Origin of the sequence: Nemorincola caseinilytica (assembly GCF_039540515.1) — a bacterium.
Classification (GTDB): domain Bacteria; phylum Bacteroidota; class Bacteroidia; order Chitinophagales; family Chitinophagaceae; genus Nemorincola; species Nemorincola caseinilytica.
The window spans coordinates 1-18,061 of record NZ_BAABFA010000012.1 but is presented as its reverse complement, the minus strand read 5'-3'; the positions used below and the strand labels follow the sequence as shown (position 1 = coordinate 18,061).

General features: G+C 52.1%; 15 protein-coding genes. 7 read left to right on the top strand and 8 right to left on the bottom strand.

The genetic code is table 11. The annotated features are described in order from the left end of the window. Window positions 1-185: 185 nt before the first annotated feature. On the bottom strand, window positions 186-1,520 hold the full coding sequence (locus ABD843_RS10630; protein ID WP_345082753.1) for an NHL domain-containing protein: 1,335 nt from the start codon (window positions 1,518-1,520) through the stop codon (window positions 186-188). A gap of 93 nt (window positions 1,521-1,613) precedes the next feature. Further along, window positions 1,614-2,315, bottom strand: a complete 702-nt coding sequence (gene porT, locus ABD843_RS10625; protein WP_345082750.1) for a type IX secretion/gliding motility protein PorT/SprT — start codon at window positions 2,313-2,315, stop codon at window positions 1,614-1,616. Window positions 2,316-2,666: 351 nt separating this feature from the next. Here porT and ABD843_RS10620 point away from each other — a divergent pair, with 351 nt between their 5' ends. The 6 genes from ABD843_RS10620 to ABD843_RS10595 all read left to right on the top strand — a co-directional run bounded on the left by ABD843_RS10620 (window position 2,667) and on the right by ABD843_RS10595 (window position 10,760). After that, window positions 2,667-3,170: a calcium-binding EGF-like domain-containing protein gene (locus ABD843_RS10620; RefSeq protein ID WP_345082747.1), complete on the top strand. Its 504-nt coding sequence runs from the start codon at window positions 2,667-2,669 to the stop codon at window positions 3,168-3,170. Between the two features lie 252 nt (window positions 3,171-3,422). Continuing rightward, on the top strand, window positions 3,423-4,163 hold the full coding sequence (locus tag ABD843_RS10615) for a hypothetical protein (RefSeq protein ID WP_345082744.1): 741 nt from the start codon (window positions 3,423-3,425) through the stop codon (window positions 4,161-4,163). A gap of 1 nt (window position 4,164) precedes the next feature. Continuing rightward, window positions 4,165-5,832 carry a S8 family peptidase gene (locus ABD843_RS10610; protein ID WP_345082742.1) on the top strand — a complete coding sequence of 556 codons (1,668 nt, stop codon included), beginning with the start codon at window positions 4,165-4,167 and terminating at the stop codon, window positions 5,830-5,832. Window positions 5,833-6,015: 183 nt separating this feature from the next. Further along, window positions 6,016-8,394 carry a TonB-dependent siderophore receptor gene (locus ABD843_RS10605; protein WP_345082739.1) on the top strand — a complete coding sequence of 793 codons (2,379 nt, stop codon included), beginning with the start codon at window positions 6,016-6,018 and terminating at the stop codon, window positions 8,392-8,394. After that, window positions 8,394-9,536 (top strand): PepSY-associated TM helix domain-containing protein, encoded by a 1,143-nt coding sequence (locus ABD843_RS10600; RefSeq protein WP_345082736.1) that lies wholly within the window; start codon window positions 8,394-8,396, stop codon window positions 9,534-9,536. The genes ABD843_RS10605 and ABD843_RS10600 overlap by 1 nt, the downstream gene beginning before the upstream one ends. A gap of 84 nt (window positions 9,537-9,620) precedes the next feature. Further along, window positions 9,621-10,760, top strand: a complete 1,140-nt coding sequence (locus tag ABD843_RS10595; protein WP_345082734.1) for an NAD(P)/FAD-dependent oxidoreductase — start codon at window positions 9,621-9,623, stop codon at window positions 10,758-10,760. Between the two features lie 138 nt (window positions 10,761-10,898). On the opposite strand, the gene ABD843_RS10590 is transcribed toward ABD843_RS10595, so the two are convergent. The 6 genes from ABD843_RS10590 to ABD843_RS10570 form a co-directional block, all read right to left on the bottom strand. After that, window positions 10,899-11,879: a cation diffusion facilitator family transporter gene (locus ABD843_RS10590; protein WP_345082731.1), complete on the bottom strand. Its 981-nt coding sequence runs from the start codon at window positions 11,877-11,879 to the stop codon at window positions 10,899-10,901. After that, a complete protein-coding gene (locus ABD843_RS16415; protein WP_425575732.1) occupies window positions 11,837-11,983 on the bottom strand; it encodes a hypothetical protein in 147 nt (48 codons plus the stop codon). The genes ABD843_RS10590 and ABD843_RS16415 overlap by 43 nt, the downstream gene beginning before the upstream one ends. A 102-nt stretch (window positions 11,984-12,085) precedes the next feature. Next, window positions 12,086-14,209, bottom strand: a complete 2,124-nt coding sequence (locus ABD843_RS10585; protein ID WP_345082727.1) for a protein-disulfide reductase DsbD family protein — start codon at window positions 14,207-14,209, stop codon at window positions 12,086-12,088. A gap of 113 nt (window positions 14,210-14,322) precedes the next feature. After that, window positions 14,323-14,793 (bottom strand): protein-disulfide reductase DsbD domain-containing protein, encoded by a 471-nt coding sequence (locus ABD843_RS10580; protein WP_345082724.1) that lies wholly within the window; start codon window positions 14,791-14,793, stop codon window positions 14,323-14,325. A gap of 154 nt (window positions 14,794-14,947) precedes the next feature. Beyond that, complete coding sequence (purQ, locus tag ABD843_RS10575) at window positions 14,948-15,640, bottom strand: phosphoribosylformylglycinamidine synthase subunit PurQ (protein WP_345082721.1); 693 nt, start codon at window positions 15,638-15,640, stop codon at window positions 14,948-14,950. A gap of 9 nt (window positions 15,641-15,649) precedes the next feature. Beyond that, window positions 15,650-16,633, bottom strand: a complete 984-nt coding sequence (locus ABD843_RS10570) for a hypothetical protein (protein WP_345082717.1) — start codon at window positions 16,631-16,633, stop codon at window positions 15,650-15,652. A gap of 159 nt (window positions 16,634-16,792) precedes the next feature. Here ABD843_RS10570 and ABD843_RS10565 point away from each other — a divergent pair, with 159 nt between their 5' ends. Beyond that, the gene (locus tag ABD843_RS10565; RefSeq protein ID WP_345082713.1) at window positions 16,793-17,971 is read left to right on the top strand and encodes a hypothetical protein; all 1,179 of its coding nucleotides are present in this window, start codon (window positions 16,793-16,795) and stop codon (window positions 17,969-17,971) included. The last annotated feature ends 90 nt before the right edge of the window (window positions 17,972-18,061 follow it).

Here is an 18,061-nt window from a genome sequence, read left to right as displayed (position 1 = left end):
CGTTGAGCTTTCAAATATGAAAGAAATGGTTATACAAAGAAAGGCAAACTTTCGAACACTTATGGTCGCAGACCGGCTGACCTGTGTGTGGCACGAGAGCGCTGCGCTAACTCTCTCGCCAGTGGGGATCTCGTGCGTTGCAAACGCACTGCCGTTGCATCCTCGTCACAGACGAGGACGAGTGGTTATCGAATTACGTTTATCTTTTCTGTCGCTATTGTGCCATTTAGCCAAACGGACAGCAAATAGATACCAGTAGGTACATCCAAGTCTATAGGCATAGCTTGATCGGTCGGTATATGCATCTCAGTTATTATGCTACCCATAGCATTTACCACCCTTACTAAAGCCTCTTCTCGCATATCGCTATTTATTCTTATCATAAAATGTCCACTACTTGGGTTTGGGTATACTCTCACATCCGGCCCTGATCTCTGCACCACATTGAGTTTTACAGGAGCACTTATGCGCCGTACACGGTTTACGATGGCGTCACTAACAAATACATTACCTGCTAGATCAATTTTTAGACCTGTAATACCTTGAAATTTAGCCCCGGTGGCAAGACCGTTATCTCCGCTAAATCCACCTACTCCCTGACCTGCTATTGTTGAGATGATACCAGAACTACTTATCTTTCTCACCCTATAGTTATAAGTATCGCTTATATAGACATTATTAGAATTATCTGTTGCAAGATACACTGGCTTTTTAATGTCGGCGGCCGTTGCCATGATATTGTCACCATTATATCCTTCCATACCTGTACCTGCTACCGTAGTTATAATACCGGAAGGGTCTACTTTTCGAATACGGAAATCGGTATAATCAGCTATATACATATTTCCGAGTCCATCTAAAGCTACTGCTTGCGGGCTTCGCATCTTAGCATCGGTAGCAGGGCCGTCATCGCCACTATAACCAGATATGTTGGTACCTGCTATCAAAGAGATCAAGCCCGTTGACACATCTACTTTCCTTACACAATGATTATCATATTCAGGTATGTATATGTTGCCTGCTGCATCTAATGCAATGTAGCCGGGGCCACTTAGTTGCGCATTTGTAGCGGGTCCACCGGTACCGGAATACCCCATGGTACCATTTCCCGCAATAGTGGTTATGATGCCAGCAGTATTTATCTTTCGTACACAGCTATTCCCCACTTCTGAAAAAAAGATATTACCTGCCGCATCTATTGCTATCCCAATTGGCTCAGCAAGCTTTGCTAATGTCGCAGGTCCATTATCGCCTAAGTATCCTGCAATGCCTGTTCCTGCTATTGTAGATACTATACCCGCTGTATTCACTTTCCGAATACGGTGGCTGGCTCTGTCTGCGATATACATATTACCTGCCGCATCTGTTGTTATTCCACTCGGTTCATATAGCTGACAATTGGTAGCAGCACCGCCATCACCTAGCCCGGCAGAGCCTCCACCCGCCACCGTAGTTATTATCTGCGCATCTAGAGCGTGGGCCATTATGGAAACAATGTGCAGGAGGAATATCTTCTTCATAGGCAGTGGTGTATGCTATATAAGACGTACGGCTTGCAGCAAACCTTGGGTATGGAGTGCAGAAATTGGGGGGAAATGGGGAAGGGGATCCATTTACCCCTCCAAATGGAAGGAGATAACTATCATACGGGTGCTGAGGCGGTCTATGGCGTTGGTGAGGGGTAGCTCGGGGTCGCGGAAGAGCTGGTTGGCAAAGCCCTGGCTCAACTTTATCTCGGGAGAGAAGATGAAGTTGGGGTTGAAGAACTCGAAGCCTACGCCGAACTCCATACCTACATCTATGGGTGTTATCTTCAGAAATTCGTCAGAGCGGCGGGAGCGGGCATTGGCTGCCAGGTCGTAATCGAACTTGCCACCGGCAAGGCCATAGAAGCGAAAGTTCTTCATACGATCGCTCTTGAACTTGAACTGTATAGGCAGGTGCATGTAGATGGACTCTATGGACCTGTCGGCAATGCTGTCTTTGGGTATACCGTATTCGAACCGCATGCGTTTTTCGGTGAAGACGAGGGTGGGTAAGAAACGGAGGTCTATGAAAGAGGTGAGGCGGAGGTTGCCCATAAGGCCCATGTTGAAGCCGGGCTTCCAGAGGGGCTGAATGCGCTTGAAGGTATCGGTAGTGGCGAAGGAGGTAGAATAATTGATGCGGTGAACGGAATAATTGAACCCGAAGGAGATGCCGAAATAATAGAGCTTGTCATCGTGATCGGGCATGGACAGGGCAGGCCGCTGGGCCGCTGCCGTGAGAGAGGAGAGTAAGAATATAAGGATCGCGAGGATCTTTCCGTATCGCATGAATATTTACCGGTCTTCGGAGGAATAACGCAAAACACGAAGATACAGTATGTTGGGCGTGTTGCGTACAAGGGCATGAATGGGGTGAACAAAACTTTGCACGCAAAAGATAAATACATCACTTCTTATGCTTAGATTTGTACCACATACCGGTACAAGCTGGTGAAAGACATTTCCCTGACACCGTGAGAACTGACAGGCCCCGTAATTTGCGGGGCCTGTATTTTTGGGTGGGTCAGGGGTATATATGCTCATTTATACTCACGAATATGTGAAAAATACCGTCTTGTAGATTATCTTTGATCAGAAGATAGATATTTTAGCGTACTCAAAATAAAATAGCTTTTACTTATGCTGAAGCGCAACATATTGCTTACGGTCGCGGTCATTGCAGCCCTTTTTTCGGTGATAACCTATACCGCCTGTAAGAGAGATGAGTGTGAGAACGTGATATGCCTGAACCTGGGAGCCTGCGATGGCGGGAAATGTGTATGCCCTACGGGCTTTGAGGGTGCAAGGTGCGAGATATTGAGCCGCGACAAGTTCATGAAGACGTATAACGGGCGCGATACCTGCTCGTCGGACACCGTGCTGTACTTCACCTATCCCATCTACTTCCGTGCGAACCTGGGCGACCCGCGCGAAATGATAATGAAGAACATACTGAATGATATGGACGACAGCGCCTACTGCACCATGCAGGGCGTAGACACCTTTACCTTTCAGGGCAGTAACAACAGCCTCACCTATATAGGCAGCGGCAGGATGAGGAACGACTCGCTGTGGCTGGTGTACCATGTAGAAAGGGATACATCGTCTTACGACTGCCGTTTCTTCGGGCAGGGGCTGCGCTAATTGGGCGATCCGTTAAAAAGGTAATTCGTTAAAAAGGTAATAGGTCGATCCGCTAATAAGGGAATGAGCTGTTGCCTTTTGCATTTAGAGGATACATTCGGCATTCCCCATTCGACCATTTATCCTTTTTGCCATTTTACCCTTTCACCTTTTAACTATTTACCCTTTTACCTGCTGCTCAAGAATAAATACCTCTTTTCGGTTTATTTTATTATATTTACGTTCTTAAACGTATTCTGCACCCAAGTACCTATGGCTAAAAAGGTCTTCTCGCTGTTATTGCTCGTTGCTGCATGTGTTGCGCTTCTTAGTTCGTGCCGGAAAAAAAATGAGGAAACAGGTGATATCACCCGTAACTACTTTCCACTGACATTCGGTAAATATGTGACGTACGATGTGGATTCTATCTATTATGATGAGAACCTGTGTACGCAATACCGCATAAAATCGCAGTTGAAGTATGTGGTGACGGACACCTTTACCGACAGGAGCAACTTTTATAACAGGCTGAACTACATAGTGGACATATTTGCACGGCCGTACGAAGGTGCGCCGTGGATACCCCACAGCGTGATACTGCTGAACCCCACGGGCAACAGCCTTAACTGGTCTCAGGATGGGGTGAGGTATGTGAAAATGATGTTCCCGATAACGGAGGGTATAAAGTGGAAGGGTAATGTTTATGTACCTGCCACAGATCCTACCATGACCTACCTTACGAACTGGGACTACCAATACATGAATTACCAGAAGTCGTACAATACGGCGAAACTGAACTTTGATAATACCGTGACCGTGCTGGAGAATGACGAGTCGGTGAACTACCCGGGTGTGGACACGGGTGTGGCCGCCTACCGTACCTATTCGAAAGCGGTATATGCATATAATGTGGGCCTTGTGTACCGTGAGTTCACTCACTGGACGTACAGGGCGTACAACTCGCAGTGCCTGAACGGGGTGTCGGTAGTGATGAGGGCTATAGACCACAACTAATATGTGCCGCAGTGCAAGAGTGATATTGCTGATAGCCGCAATGGTAGCGGCAGGTAGCGACCTGTGGGCCGAGCAATTCGCATACATGGTGCGCTTTACAGACAAGAACAATACCACTTACAGCCTTTCTTCCCCGCTTTCATATCTTTCTTCGCGTGCGCTGCTGAGGCGTACCACACAGGGCATAGCCATAGACAGTACCGACCTGCCTGTAAATACCACTTATATAGATACCGTACTAAGCCTGACGGACGGCAAGCTGCACGGAACATCGAAATGGCTGAACATGTGCGTGATACTTCTGCGCGACTCGGCCATGATACACAACATAGAGGGCAAACCCTATGTGAGCAGCATAAGGCAGGTGGGGTATTATGCAGACTCGCTGCGGAGGCCTGTGCCGGATGATGGCGTACCTGCCACCGGCGCACAGGGATATAAAAAAACATGGACGGGTTCGGATTACCTGAACACCTGGGTACAGACCGGGCTGGTGCATGGCGATGTACTGCACAATGCCGGCTATACAGGCAATGGCAAGCTGATAGCTGTAATGGATGCAGGTTTCCTGGATGTGGACACACACCCGGGCTTTGCCGCTATGGTGAGCGGCGGCAGGGTGGTAGACAAGCACAACTTCAAGCTGGGGACAGATGAGGTATATGCGTATGATACGCATGGCACCAGGGCGCTATCGACCATGGCGGGATATGAGCCCGGCACCTATATAGGCAGCGCGCCTATGGCATCGTATGCGCTGTATGTGACAGAGGACAATTTTTCGGAGCAGCGTATAGAGCTAGCAAATATGCTGATGGCCAGCGAACGCGCCGACAGCATAGGCGTGGATGTGATATCGTCTTCGCTGGGGTATAACCTATTTGATGATGCGGCGGACAACTTCGTGTTCGCGGCAGACTTTGACGGCAATACCACTATTGCCGCGCAGGCCGCCAATATGGCCACACGGAAGGGTATACTCTTTGTGACATCGGCAGGAAACGAGGGCGGTGGTGGCTGGAACATGATACTGACCCCCGGCGATGCCGACAGCGCACTGACCATAGGATCGGTAGACTATTCGGGCGTGAGCGCTGCGAACAGTGGCTTTGGCCCCAATGCGGCAGGCCGCGTGAAGCCCGATGTGTGCGGTATGGGGCAGTCTGCAGCGGTATTCGTAGGGTCGGGCTATGGCAATCAGAACGGTACATCTTTCTCTACCCCGCAGATAGCGGGCTGGGCGGCATGTCTGTGGCAGGCCTATCCTACGGCAACGCCCTACCAACTGAGGGACGCCATAATACGCTGCGCCAGCAGGTATACCGCCCCCACGGCCCAGCAAGGCTATGGCATACCCGACCTTGGCTGCTCTAAGCAGGCAATGAGTGTGAAAGACGTAAAGCCTTTTGCGCCGGGGGTATGGGTAAGTGCAGCGCCCAACCCTGTAGGCAATGAGCTGCGCATAGTAGTAGCGCCCGATGAGGATGGGCCGGTATCTTTTGCCGTGATAGATGTAACAGGCAGGATGATACTGACGGCTGAGAGGACCTTTAGCCGTGGCTATAATGATGCCTTTATATTGCCAATGAACAGCCTGCCTGCGGGCATATACCTGCTGCGTGCTGAGACCGCTACCCAACGCCAGGCGATAAAGGTGGTGAAAGAGTAAGAGCGGCGGTAGGGCTAAATGTATATATTCAAGTGATCATTTAATGTTATTGCCTCGGCCGCACGTTGTTGTGCGGTCATATGCCATTCGCTGATATTCCCGTTTATAAAGATCGATCTCCCGTTTTTGAAGATGGCCGGGTGTATGCCTGTATACTTTCGCGGCCAGAAAAATTCAAAAAGCATGAGATCGACCATTATTCTATTCATTCTGCTATTTACAAGCGGGGTAATACTGGCACAGAGCGGTACCATAACGGGTACCATAAAGACCTCTGACAATGTGCCTGCAGAATTCATAAACGTGGGCGTGCTGGGCACGACCAAGGGAGCCACCACAGACAGGAAAGGAAACTTTACTATAAAGGACGTAAAAGCCGGTGCGCATACTATAGTAGTATCGCCGGCAGGACGCGCGGCCATACAAAAGAACCTGACAGTGGCCGAGGGTGAGACAGCTACTATAGAGATAGCGCTGACAGAGAGCGCAAGGACACTGGAAGAAGTGACCATAAAGGACAATGCGAACAGGTATAACAGCAAAACGACATCGAGCGGGCTGCGCCTGACGACACCCATACACGAGGTGCCACAGAACATACAGGTAGTGACCGGCAAGATGCTGAAAGACCAGCAGGTGATAAGCATGAGCGACGGCCTGGTGCGTAATGTGAGCGGCCTGGTGCGCATGGAGCACTGGGGCGATATGTACACCAATATATCGGCACGCGGTGCGCAGATACAGGCCTTCCGCAATGGCTTCAATGTAGTGAACTCTTACTGGGGCCCGCTTACAGAAGATATGAGCTTTGTAGAGACGATAGAATTCGTGAAAGGCCCTGCGGGTTTCATGCTGTCTAGCGGGGATCCTGCAGGTATGTACAATGTGGTGACCAAAAAACCTACAGGCGTAGAGAAGGGCGAAGTGAGCCTGACGATGGGCAGCTATGGCCTCTTCAGGGGCGCGCTGGACCTGGACGGCAAACTGAGCAAGAACGGCAAAGTGCTGTACAGGCTGAACGTAGCAGGGCAGAACAAGGGGTCTTTCAGGGCGAACGAGTATAACGACCGCTATACCATAGCGCCCGTGGTAAGCTACCAACTGGACGACAAGACAAAGGTGACCATGGAGTATACCTACCAGCGTGCCAATATGAGCAATGTGGGCTCTTACTATGTGTTCTCTCCGGATGGCTATGCTACACTGCCTGTAGACTTCACCTCGCTACCTGCAGGTACACCCGGTGTGCGTATAGACGACCATAGCCTGTACCTGAACATGCAGCACAACATAAATGACAACTGGCGTGTAACGGGCCAGGTGGCACGTTTCCAGTACTACCAGCAGGGTGCATCGATGTGGCCGAGCAAGGTGAACCCCGACGGCACCATGATACGCAACATAGGCATATGGGATGCTACGAGCAACATGAGCATGGGCCAGATATTTGTGAACGGTAAGGCTACTACGGGAGCAGTGACGCACAACATACTGGGTGGTGTGGACATGGGCAACAAAGACTACCTGGCAGACTGGAGCCAGTCGCACGACCTGGACGACAGCGCCAACCTCTTTGACCCAAAGAACCCGAACCTGGGTGTGCCTGTGACAGGCTATCCTGAATTTGACAGGACAAAGCCACTGGCAGAGCGCGCGCAGGCAGGCTATGGCTACCAGAACATGACCTATAGCAGCCTGTATGTACAGGACGAGCTGGGCTTCTTTGATAACAAAGCAAGGCTGACACTGGCAGGCCGGTATACCGACCTGAAACAGGCATATGCAGGCCCTGCTAACAAGGCGCAGCACTTCACGCCCCGTGCAGGCCTTAGCGTTTCGCTGAGCGAGCAGACAGCGGTATATGCCCTGTACGACCAGGCCTTTGTACCGCAGAGCGGTATACTGACCAATGGCGACAAGGTGCAGCCTATAACAGGCAACAATACGGAGGCAGGTGTGAAGAAGCAATGGGATGGCGGCCGCTGGAGCTCGGGCCTGACCGTGTACCGCATACTGAAGAACAATGAGCTGATAGCCGATCCTACACAGTTGCCTTCATCGGGCCTGAGCATAGAGCTGGGCCAGAAGGTATCGCAGGGTGTGGAGCTGGATGTGAAAGGTACCATAACCAGGAACCTGAGCATAATAGTGAACTATGCCTATACAGATTCGAGGGTGCTGAAAGTAGCGGAGGGCGTAACAGCGCTGAAAGAGGGTGACCTGGTGCCCGGTTTCTCTAAGCATACCGCCAACGCATGGCTTACCTACCGCATACAGAACGGTGCGCTGAAAGGCTTCGGCATCAACTGCGGCGCTACCTACCTGGGCGACAGGGCCACATACTGGGAGGCCGCACCGGATCCATCCATTACACTGCCTAACTACCTGAAAGTAGATGGCGGCCTGAGCTGGGAGAACGACAAGCTGCGTGTAACTGCCAATGTATTCAATATGCTGAACGAATACCTGTACAGCGGATCGTACTATAGCTGGGTGGGCGCCTACTACTGGCAGGCTGAAGCCCCCCGCAATTTCAGGGTGACAGTAGGTTACAGTTTCTAATGAGGATAAAAAAAACGATAGGGAAGATACACCTCTGGCTCGGACTCGCGTCCGGGCTAGTGGTTTTATTCCTGGGTATCACAGGGTGCATACTGGCCTTTCAGCGCGAGATAGAATCTGTATCGAAGCCGTACCAGTATGTGACACCGCATAATGATGCCTACATAGCGCCATCGCGCATGTATGCCATAGCCAATGCACAACTGCCAGGAAAGCTGGCACATAGTGTGACCTATGGTGGCAAGGACAAAGCAGTAGTAGTGACCTTTTACCATGATGAACCTGAATACTACTACCTGGTGTATCTAGATCCCTATTCGGGGCAGGTACTAAAGGTGAAGAACATGGACGATGACTTCTTCAGGATAGTGGTGAACGGGCATTTTTACCTGTGGCTTCCACCTGACATTGGTAAACCTATAGTAGCATCGGCAACGCTGGTATTCGTGGTGATGATGATAACGGGGATAGTACTGTGGTGGCCAAAGAACAAGGCCGCACGCAAGCAGCGTTTCTCTGTAAAGTGGAGCGCCAAGTGGAGGCGGGTGAACTATGATATGCATAATGTGCTGGGCTTCTATATGAGCTGGGTGGCCATTTTCATAGCCATCACAGGGCTGGTGTGGGGCTTTCAGTGGGTGTCCATATCTATATATTGGGTGGCATCGGGCGGTAAGCAGGCCGTGGCATTCTACGAGCCGGTATCGAAGAAGAACAACATGGCAGCAGCGGGCGAAGAGCCTGCCGTGGACCGTATATGGAAAAAGATGAATGCCGAGCATGCTACCGCTGAGACGATAGAAGTGCACTTTCCGCAGAGCGATACGGGAGCGATAGAGGCAGCTATGAACCCCGATGCGAGCACCTACTGGAAGACGGACTACCGCTACTTTGACCAGTATAGCCTGCAAGAGGTAGAGGTGACCCATGCCTATGGCCGCCTGCACAATACTACCGTGGCCGACAAGATAGCAAGGATGAACTACGACATACATGTAGGCGCAGTATGGGGTTTGGCAGGTAAGGTACTGGCATTCTTTGCCAGCCTGCTGGCGGCCAGCCTGCCGGTGACGGGTTTCATGATATGGTGGGGCAGGCGCAGTAAGAAAGTGGCCGGGAAGCCAAAGGTGAGCATAGCGTAGATGTACTGGGATGATATGAATGGCGGCCTTGCAGTGTACCTGCAAGGCCGCTGCTTTTTAGTGTGTACTGTTTACTTTTATGGTATGCTTAGTTACTGGGAACAGGAGAGCTTCTCCTTTTACGACCATATAATAGTGGGGTCGGGTATAGTGGGCCTGAGCCTGGCCATAGAGCTGCGCGAGCGGATGCCGCAGCAGCGGGTACTGGTGCTGGAGCGGGGACTGCTGCCTACGGGAGCGAGCACGCGCAATGCAGGCTTTGCCTGTATGGGCAGCGCCACCGAGCTGCTAGACGACCTGGAACGGAACAGTGAGGAAGAGGTGGTATCGCTCTTTGCGGCAAGGAGAGAGGGGCTGGTGAAATTGAGAGGAAGGCTGGGCGATGAACGGATAGGCTACAGGGCCAATGGCAGCCATGAGCTGATAAGCGATAAGGAATACGATGCACTGAACAGGCTGGCATACCTGAACGACCTGCTGCGGCCGGTGACAGGCAAAGATGCATTTGTACCTGCGAACGGGCGTATATCGGAATTCGGGTTTGGTGGGGCATATGCAAGAGCGCTGATAGAGAATACCTGCGAGGGCGGCCTGCATACGGGCATGATGATGCGTGCCCTCACAGATATGGCCCTGACGCTGGGTGTGGAGATAAAGACAGGGGCCGAGGTAAAGAACTATGAGGAGGATGATAAGGGTGTGAATGTAGCTGTGCAGGACCCCTTCAGGAAGGAGGTGTGGCCACTGCGCTGTGCGGCACTGAGCATTTGCACGAACGCATTTACCCGCAGCCTGCTACCGCATGAAGAGGTGACACCCGGAAGAGGGCAGGTACTGATAACGGACCCCGTGCCGGGGCTGAAGTTGCGAGGGGTGTATCATTTTGACAAGGGGTACTATTATTTCAGGGAGATAAATGGGAGGGTGCTGTTCGGCGGTGGGCGTAATATGGACATAGAGGGAGAGACCACCACAGAGATAGCCCTGAACGAACAGATACAGGCCGACCTGGACGATAAGCTGCGCAATATGATACTGCCATATACCACCTATACCGTGGCGCAGCGGTGGGCAGGCATAATGGCCTTTGGCAGTGTGCGGAAGCCTATAGTGAGAGCTATATCGGGGCGTGTGTACGGGGCATTCAGGATGGGGGGCATGGGTGTGGCGTTGGGCAGCGATGCTGCGGCAAGACTGGCCGGTATCATAGCGCAAAGTATGTGATGCTGTTGTGGGCTTATCACAGAGGTCTCATTTATCAATCCATTATCCGATCGCAGATCGGTTCTTTTATGTGGACACGGGTCGGCTATGCCCCAGACCCGCGTCAGTGGCCTCATTTGCTATACCTGATCTTTATCGTTAACTACCCTTGCCGTGCTTGGCATCTGTCCAAACGTTGTTGATGTCCCATTGCAGTTGTGCCTGCAGCGGCTCCTGGCGCACTGGGCAATCGGGTACGGCGCATAGTTTGCACTGGTAGGGCATGCAGCCGTCTATATGTATGAAAAGCTCTACCTGGTCGCTGAGGTGGCTGCGCATGAGGGCTTCCAGCTCGTGTATCTCTTTATCGGCATCGGCTACCTTATGGTACCAGGGCAGGGTAAGGTGCGCATCGATGTGCATGAGGCTGCCGTACTGTATGACACGCAGGTTATGCAGGTCTATCCACTCCGGGTGGCGATGCTGTTGCAACACCTCTATCACTTTCTTCAGGGTGCCGAGGTCCATCTCGTCCATCATGCCCGATATGGAGCGGCGCAATACCTTGTAACCCGTGCGTATGGTGATGATGGCAAAGAAGAGCGCCACCACGGCATCGAGCCAGGGCCACTGGTTGTTGGTAAGCAATATGATGGACACACCTACAATGACGGCTATAGTAGAATAGGCATCGGTAAGGAGGTGTGCGCCTGCCGATGTGATGACCATGCTATTGAGCTTTTGCCCCTGCTTTACCGCATAGCTGCCCGCAAGGTAGTTGATGAGCCCCGCAGCAGATACGATGGCCAGACCTATATTGAGGTGCTGCAGTGTGTGTGGGATGAACAGGTTGTGAACACCCTCGTATACTATGACACCGCCTGCAATGATGATGAGGGTACCCTCTATACCGGCAGATATGAACTCGACCTTGCCATGACCATAGGGGTGGTCGGTATCGCGGGGGCGGGCGGCCAGCACCACGCTGTAGAGGCCTAGGAAGCCTGCCACCATATTGACGATGCCTTCCAGCGCATCGGTAAGTACGGTGACGGAGTGGGTGAGCCACCATGCCAGCATCTTGGCTGCAAAAAGCACTACGGACAGGATGGCGATATAACGCTGTATGCGGACGGGCATGGTGTAAAGCTAAAGCCGTGGCAGGGAACGGCAAAATAAAAGGCGCTCATATTGCCCGACCGCAGATCGGTTCTTTTATGTAGACACGGGTCGGCTATGCACAGGGCTTGGCCCCATACCCGCGCCAGTGGGTATATGAAAAAGTAAAAGGCCCGTTCACTTGAAAGATGAACGGGCCTTTGTGGCCGGGTCTTTATAGAAATGCGTTAATTGTTTTGGGCCCTGTATCTTTCTTTTACCTTGTCGAGGTGGGCGATGAACTTCTGTACATCGGGATCGTAAGAGTAGCCTGCATCGGCCAGCTTGTTGCCATTCTCATCGACATAAAAATAGAAGGGCTGGGAGTTGGAGCCGAACTTGGAGGCCTGTATATCGGCATTGCGGTTGCCGAGTGTAACGATATCAGAGCCGAGATCTTTGGAGTAGTACTGCTGTTCCTTAGGCAACTCTATGCGGTTCATATCGCTATAGAGAGATGCTACGATGAAGTCTTCCTTCAGCCGCTTTGCGACCTCGGGGTGCGACCATACCTGCGATTCCATCTTGCGGCAGTTCACACAGTTGATACCTGTGAAATCGAGCATGATGGGCTTGTGTAGCTTTTTGGAAGCAGCAAGCGCCTCTTCGTATTCGTAATAGGTAACAAGGCCCAGGTCGGTGACCACGGGTGGCTCATATATCTTCATTTCCTGCACATACTTCACAGGTGCTACATCGCCGGCAGGCGCATTGTGAGTAGTGCCGCCGCTACCGCCGCCGAACTGATGGAACGTACCCATAGGAGGCAGGAAGGCGCTCATGCCATTGAGCGGCGCACCCCACATGCCGGGCAGCAGGTATACCGCGAAAGTGAACGATGTGATGGCCAGGAATAGCTTGAAGATGGATACATATTCCTGCCCGTAAATGTTCTTGGCGGGAGCGTCGTCGTGAGACAACTTCAGCTTGCCCAGCAGGTATATGCCCAGTATGATGGCCAGAACTATCCATATGGCTATGAATATCTCCCTGTCCAGCAGGCGCCAGCCCTGTGCGAGGTCGGCATTGGAGAGGAATTTGAGGGCCAGCATCAGCTCTATAATGCCCAGCACTACTTTTACCTGGTTGAGCCAGCCGCCCGATGAGGCCATCTTATTGACCAGGCCCGGGAAGATGGCGAACAGCGCGAACGGCAGGGCAAGACCCAGAGAGAAGCCGAACATACCTACCGCAGGCCCTGCTATACCACCCTTGGATGCCTCTACAAGCAGTGTGCCTACTATAGGGCCGGTGCAGGAGAACGATACAATGACCAGCGTAAGCGCCATGAAGAATATGCCCATGAAGCTGCCTACACCGGCACGGGAGTCGGTGACATTGGTCCATGAGGCGGGCAATGTGATCTCGAACGCGCCGAGGAACGAAATGGCGAATATGACAATGAGAATGAAGAAGAAGAGATTGGCCCGCCAGTCGGTAGAGAGGGTATTGAGGGCCGAGGCGCCGAATATGGCAGATATGAGCACACCCAGCACCGTAAATATGACTATGATGGAGAGCGAATAATAAATGGCATTACGGATACCTTCGGAGCGTGTCTTGCTGCGCTTGGTGAAGAAGCTGACCGTAATGGGTATCATAGAAAAGATACAGGGCGTGAATATGGCTATAAGGCCACCGCCCAGGCTTAGCAGGAAGAGGCCCAGCAGCGACCTGTCGCCACCGCCACCATTATCATCTTTGCCGGCAGCGGGATGCGCAGCAGCGGTCTTTTTAGTGGTATCGGTAGCGGATGTGGCTGCAGCACTATCGCTAGTGGCAGCTACATGGCCACCGGTATCTGCGGCAGGGGCGGCTGCAGTGGTATCTATAGGCGCGCCACCGGCATCGGTGACCTGTATAGAGAACTTTACCGTTTTGGGCGGCAGGCACATGTGGTCGTCGCATACCTGGTAGCTGTATTTGCCCGAGATAGTACTATTGCCGGCAATTGTCGCCTTCTGTGTATAGGTGACCTTATCGGTGAAGTAATTGACTATACCATCTACGCCATCCATGGGGCCGGTGATCTTTTTACCGGTCTCGGCCATAGAGCCATTGAGTTTCAGTGCAGCATTTTTATTGAAGATGAACTCGGGTGGTACCTGCAGACCATCGCCACCGGGTGTGAGCGACCATATATGCCAGTCCTTGGCGAGGGTCATGCTGAAGATCACCTCGTATTCCTGCCCCTGTTTCTTTATGGCCTTTATATCCCACTTGGTGGGGTCTTTCACCATCTGTGCATGTAGCGTGCCTGCACCCAGCAGGAGCAGTATGAACAGGGGTATGATCTTGTATATTCTCGTCATAACAGATCCTTCATCGTTTTGATGGCCCGGGGAGTCCGGTCCTTATCTGTCCCTACTGTCGCATGTGCGCGGGGCACTCTTTCGCTTCCACAGATATTCGGTGTATTATTCAATTATTTTATCTCGAACACGAAGTCTTTGTCAGTGGGGGCAAGGCACTGCTTGTCGTCGCACACCTGCCAGGTATGCTTGCCGGTGATGCGTGTGCTGCCCTTTACCGTTACCTCTTGTATATAGTCCACATTGCCGCTGAGGTAGGTGACCTTGCCATCTACACCATCCATGGTGGTAGTGGTAGCATGGCCTTTCTCCGTGAGCTTGCCTTTGAGTTGCACATTGGGGTTATTGTCGAACGCTACAGAGGGCACTATCTGGAAGCCATCGCCACCGGGCGTGAGCGACCATATGTGCCAACCCTTAGCAAGCTCCAGGTGCAGGATGAGCTGGTAGTCGTTGCCGCTCTTTTTCTTTACCTCATATTTCCATTTGGCGGGGCTGGCCGTGGGCGCCTGCTGGAACTGGGCGCTGGCGGCAGTAGCCAGCAGCAGCAGTACTATGGACGAGCAATAACGGAGTATGCGCATGTGATACTTATGTATTGAAAGATACTTGCCTGTATATAGTATGCAAGATAAGGGTGGTACAGGGCAAACGGGCCTGATGCCCGTTACATTTAACATATGTTTTTTATAAGTAAAAGCAAATGCCCACCGTGCAGATGGGCATTTGTTGTCGTTATCAGTTCATGGCGCTGAGGGCCATCAGTATGTTGCGGCCGTCGGTATTGCTGAGCGCATCAGAGCAGGCCCTTTCGGGGTGCGGCATCATACCGAAGACGTTGCGGCCCTCGTTGCATATGCCTGCTATATTGCTGATGGCGCCATTGGGGTTGGAGTCGATGTGTATCTCTCCAATCTCGTTGCAGTAGCGGAAGACCACCTGCTTGTTATCGTGCAGGCGCTTCAGGGTATCGGCATCGGCATGGTATCGGCCTTCACCATGTGCCACGGGTATCTTCAGCGCCTTATCGCCTACCAGCAGGCCCATGCGGTTCTGCGTATTATCGCTTTTGATGTAGACGTTCTTGCAGGTGAACTTCTGGTGGTCGTTCAGCAGCAGCACGCCGGGCAGCAGGCCTGCCTCGCACAGTATCTGGAAGCCATTGCACACGCCCAGCACCTTGCCGCCACGGTTGGCGAAGTCTATTACCTGCTCCATCATGGGGCTGAAGCGTGCCAGCGCACCGCAGCGCAGGTAGTCGCCGTAGGAGAAGCCGCCGGGCAGCACTATGCAGTCGTCGGTGGTGAACATACTCAGGTCGCGGTCTTTGTGCCATAGCATAACGGTCTCCTGTTTCAGGTCATCGCGCAGAGCATGCATCATGTCGCGGTCGCAGTTGGAGCCGGGGAAAACGATAATACCGAATTTCATTTGTGTTGTTTAATGATTTGCCCTGATGCAGTACAACAGGTATATCAGAGAAAAATAAAAGATAAAATTACTAAACCGTTTGTTCTTTTCAAGCAGGAAAGCGTGAGATATAATAATGCTTAATGCGGGCATGACCATGAGCCAGGCGCTTTTGACGGCTGCATCGGTGAGGACGGCCACAAGCATGGATATGAACAGGTAAAAGGTGATGGCGGTCCAGTCGCGGCGGACGTAGATATTGCTGAGGGGTACATTTTGCCGCATGGCATATACCCCCGTACCCGACAATATGAGGATACCCACTATGGTAAGTATGAGCAGGCCCGGCGAGGCCACATGTGCCGACAGCGATACCCCCACATGCGGCCATAGCCGCAGCAGGTAGAGGCGGTCGAACAGGAAGAGGATGCACAGCAGGAAATATATGGGTGTGGCATAGCCCATGAGCGCCACGCTCCACTCGCCGAGGTTGAAGGGGCGGAACATGACCATGCCTACCACCAGCAGCAGGAAAAAGGCCAGCAGCGACATCTGGAACAGGGCTGCCAGGCATAGGAGGAAGGCGGCATTGTAGATGAGCTTGCGCGGCTGGGTGGTCTGCGTGAAGGAGAACATGATGTCTACAGCGCCGAGCAGCAGCCAGTTGAGTACCTGGGTCTCGCCAAAGTAGCTGAACTGGGGGTATATGGTGGTAAGTAGCAGGTAAACATATGAGGGTACATAGGTGTAGCGGGGAAAGAGCTTGTGCCGCGTAGCTATATTTTTTATATATAGCGACTGCAGGAAAAGGCCAGCTATGGCAAAGAAGGTATATACAAAACCGCTTTGCCCAAGGGCCGCCGACATAGCCCTCAAAATGTAGTTGTACATGAAATGGCCGGGTACCGGCTGCGGCACATGCGGGTGCAGCAGCGCCTGTATCTTTATGACCAGCGCAAACAGGAACAGTACAAGTACGGTGAACGGACTATTATTTCGGAAGAGGCGGAGCAAATGCCGAATTTTATGGCGAAGGTAAGCGGAAGGGTGGGAATGAGCAATTATGGTAATGCCTGTGTGGAAAGCAGGTTCGTAACGAAGAGCGATGGGTATGTATAGTGATGTTCGATAAGTAGGTGAAATTGTATAATTTGTGAGCATAACTAATGCCTTATGCTTAGAAAAATACTCCCATTCATGCTATTGCTGGCCTGCCCGGCGGCATATGCGCAGATAGGCTGGATAGCACCTGAAGGAAAGATATACAACTACCGCACACTGATGTGGGCCGATTTCCTGGGCAAGCCCGACCCTAAGAACGAGCATGTGATCTCCTTCATACGGCCTGCGCCCTACTACACGGCAGATAACGGGGAGCACCTGCCCAACGGCAGGGTCAACTTCGACTTCAAGGTGAAATGTGCGTTCCAGAGCGAATCGTGGAGCAAGAACAAGGAGGAGTTCACACTTATATACCAGCAGAACAACTATGATATAGCCCTGCTGTACTCTAATATGCTGCGCATGCAGCTCACCGGCCGCGACTATAGCGCGAACAACTATGACAAAGAAATAGACGATATACATGATGGCCTGTCTAAAAAGCGCGAAAAGGTGTATGAGGACTATGAGCGCGAGACCGACTTTGGCAACAAGCGGGAGAACCAGCCATTGTGGGACCTGCGCATAAGGAAGTGCATGGAGAACCTGAGCGATGAGTATTTTGCCAGCCCGGAGGCCGTGCTGCAGGGCGGTAAGGGACTGGGCATGGGGCAAATGGTAAAGCGGGGAACGGATGAACCCATAAGGCAGTTCGCTACGCGGTGCCGCCCCCTGTATGCATGGTATACCGATGAGATGGGCGCCCGCAGCATGGAGACCACGGAATGGACCGCCGAGCCAGCGGTGCTTGCCTTTTACATGCAGAACTATACTGTGGGTACGGGCGATATAGACTTCAAAGACAATAAAAGGATACTGGCCTATGCCTTTATGCCTGTGGGCAAGGGCAGCTACAAGCGGGTGTTCGTAGACAGCTTCTCTAACGATGGCAACCCGGTAAAGGTAGAGGCGGCCTTCTTTGCCAATGCCGATAGCGATGCTACGAAGGAGCTCATCATCATAACCACCTCTACGGTAAAGAACAGGCAGGTGAGTGGTACCTTCTATGCCACTACGGTATATGACCTTACATCGTCGCGGGTATTTCCTGCACGGCTGCGCAGGCTGGAGGGCATAGGCGAACAACTGAGCGGCGGGCTGGATGGCAGCCGGGACGGCAAGCCCGCCACGGCAAAGATGAAGAACGAAAAGGATGTGCGGGAGGCACTGAAGAAACTGGGCTTTGGGTAGTGTGCTGTTATTCCGATCGTAGATCATAAGTGTTCGAAAGTTTGCCTTTCTTTGTATAACCATTTCTTTCATATTTGAAAGCTCAACGAG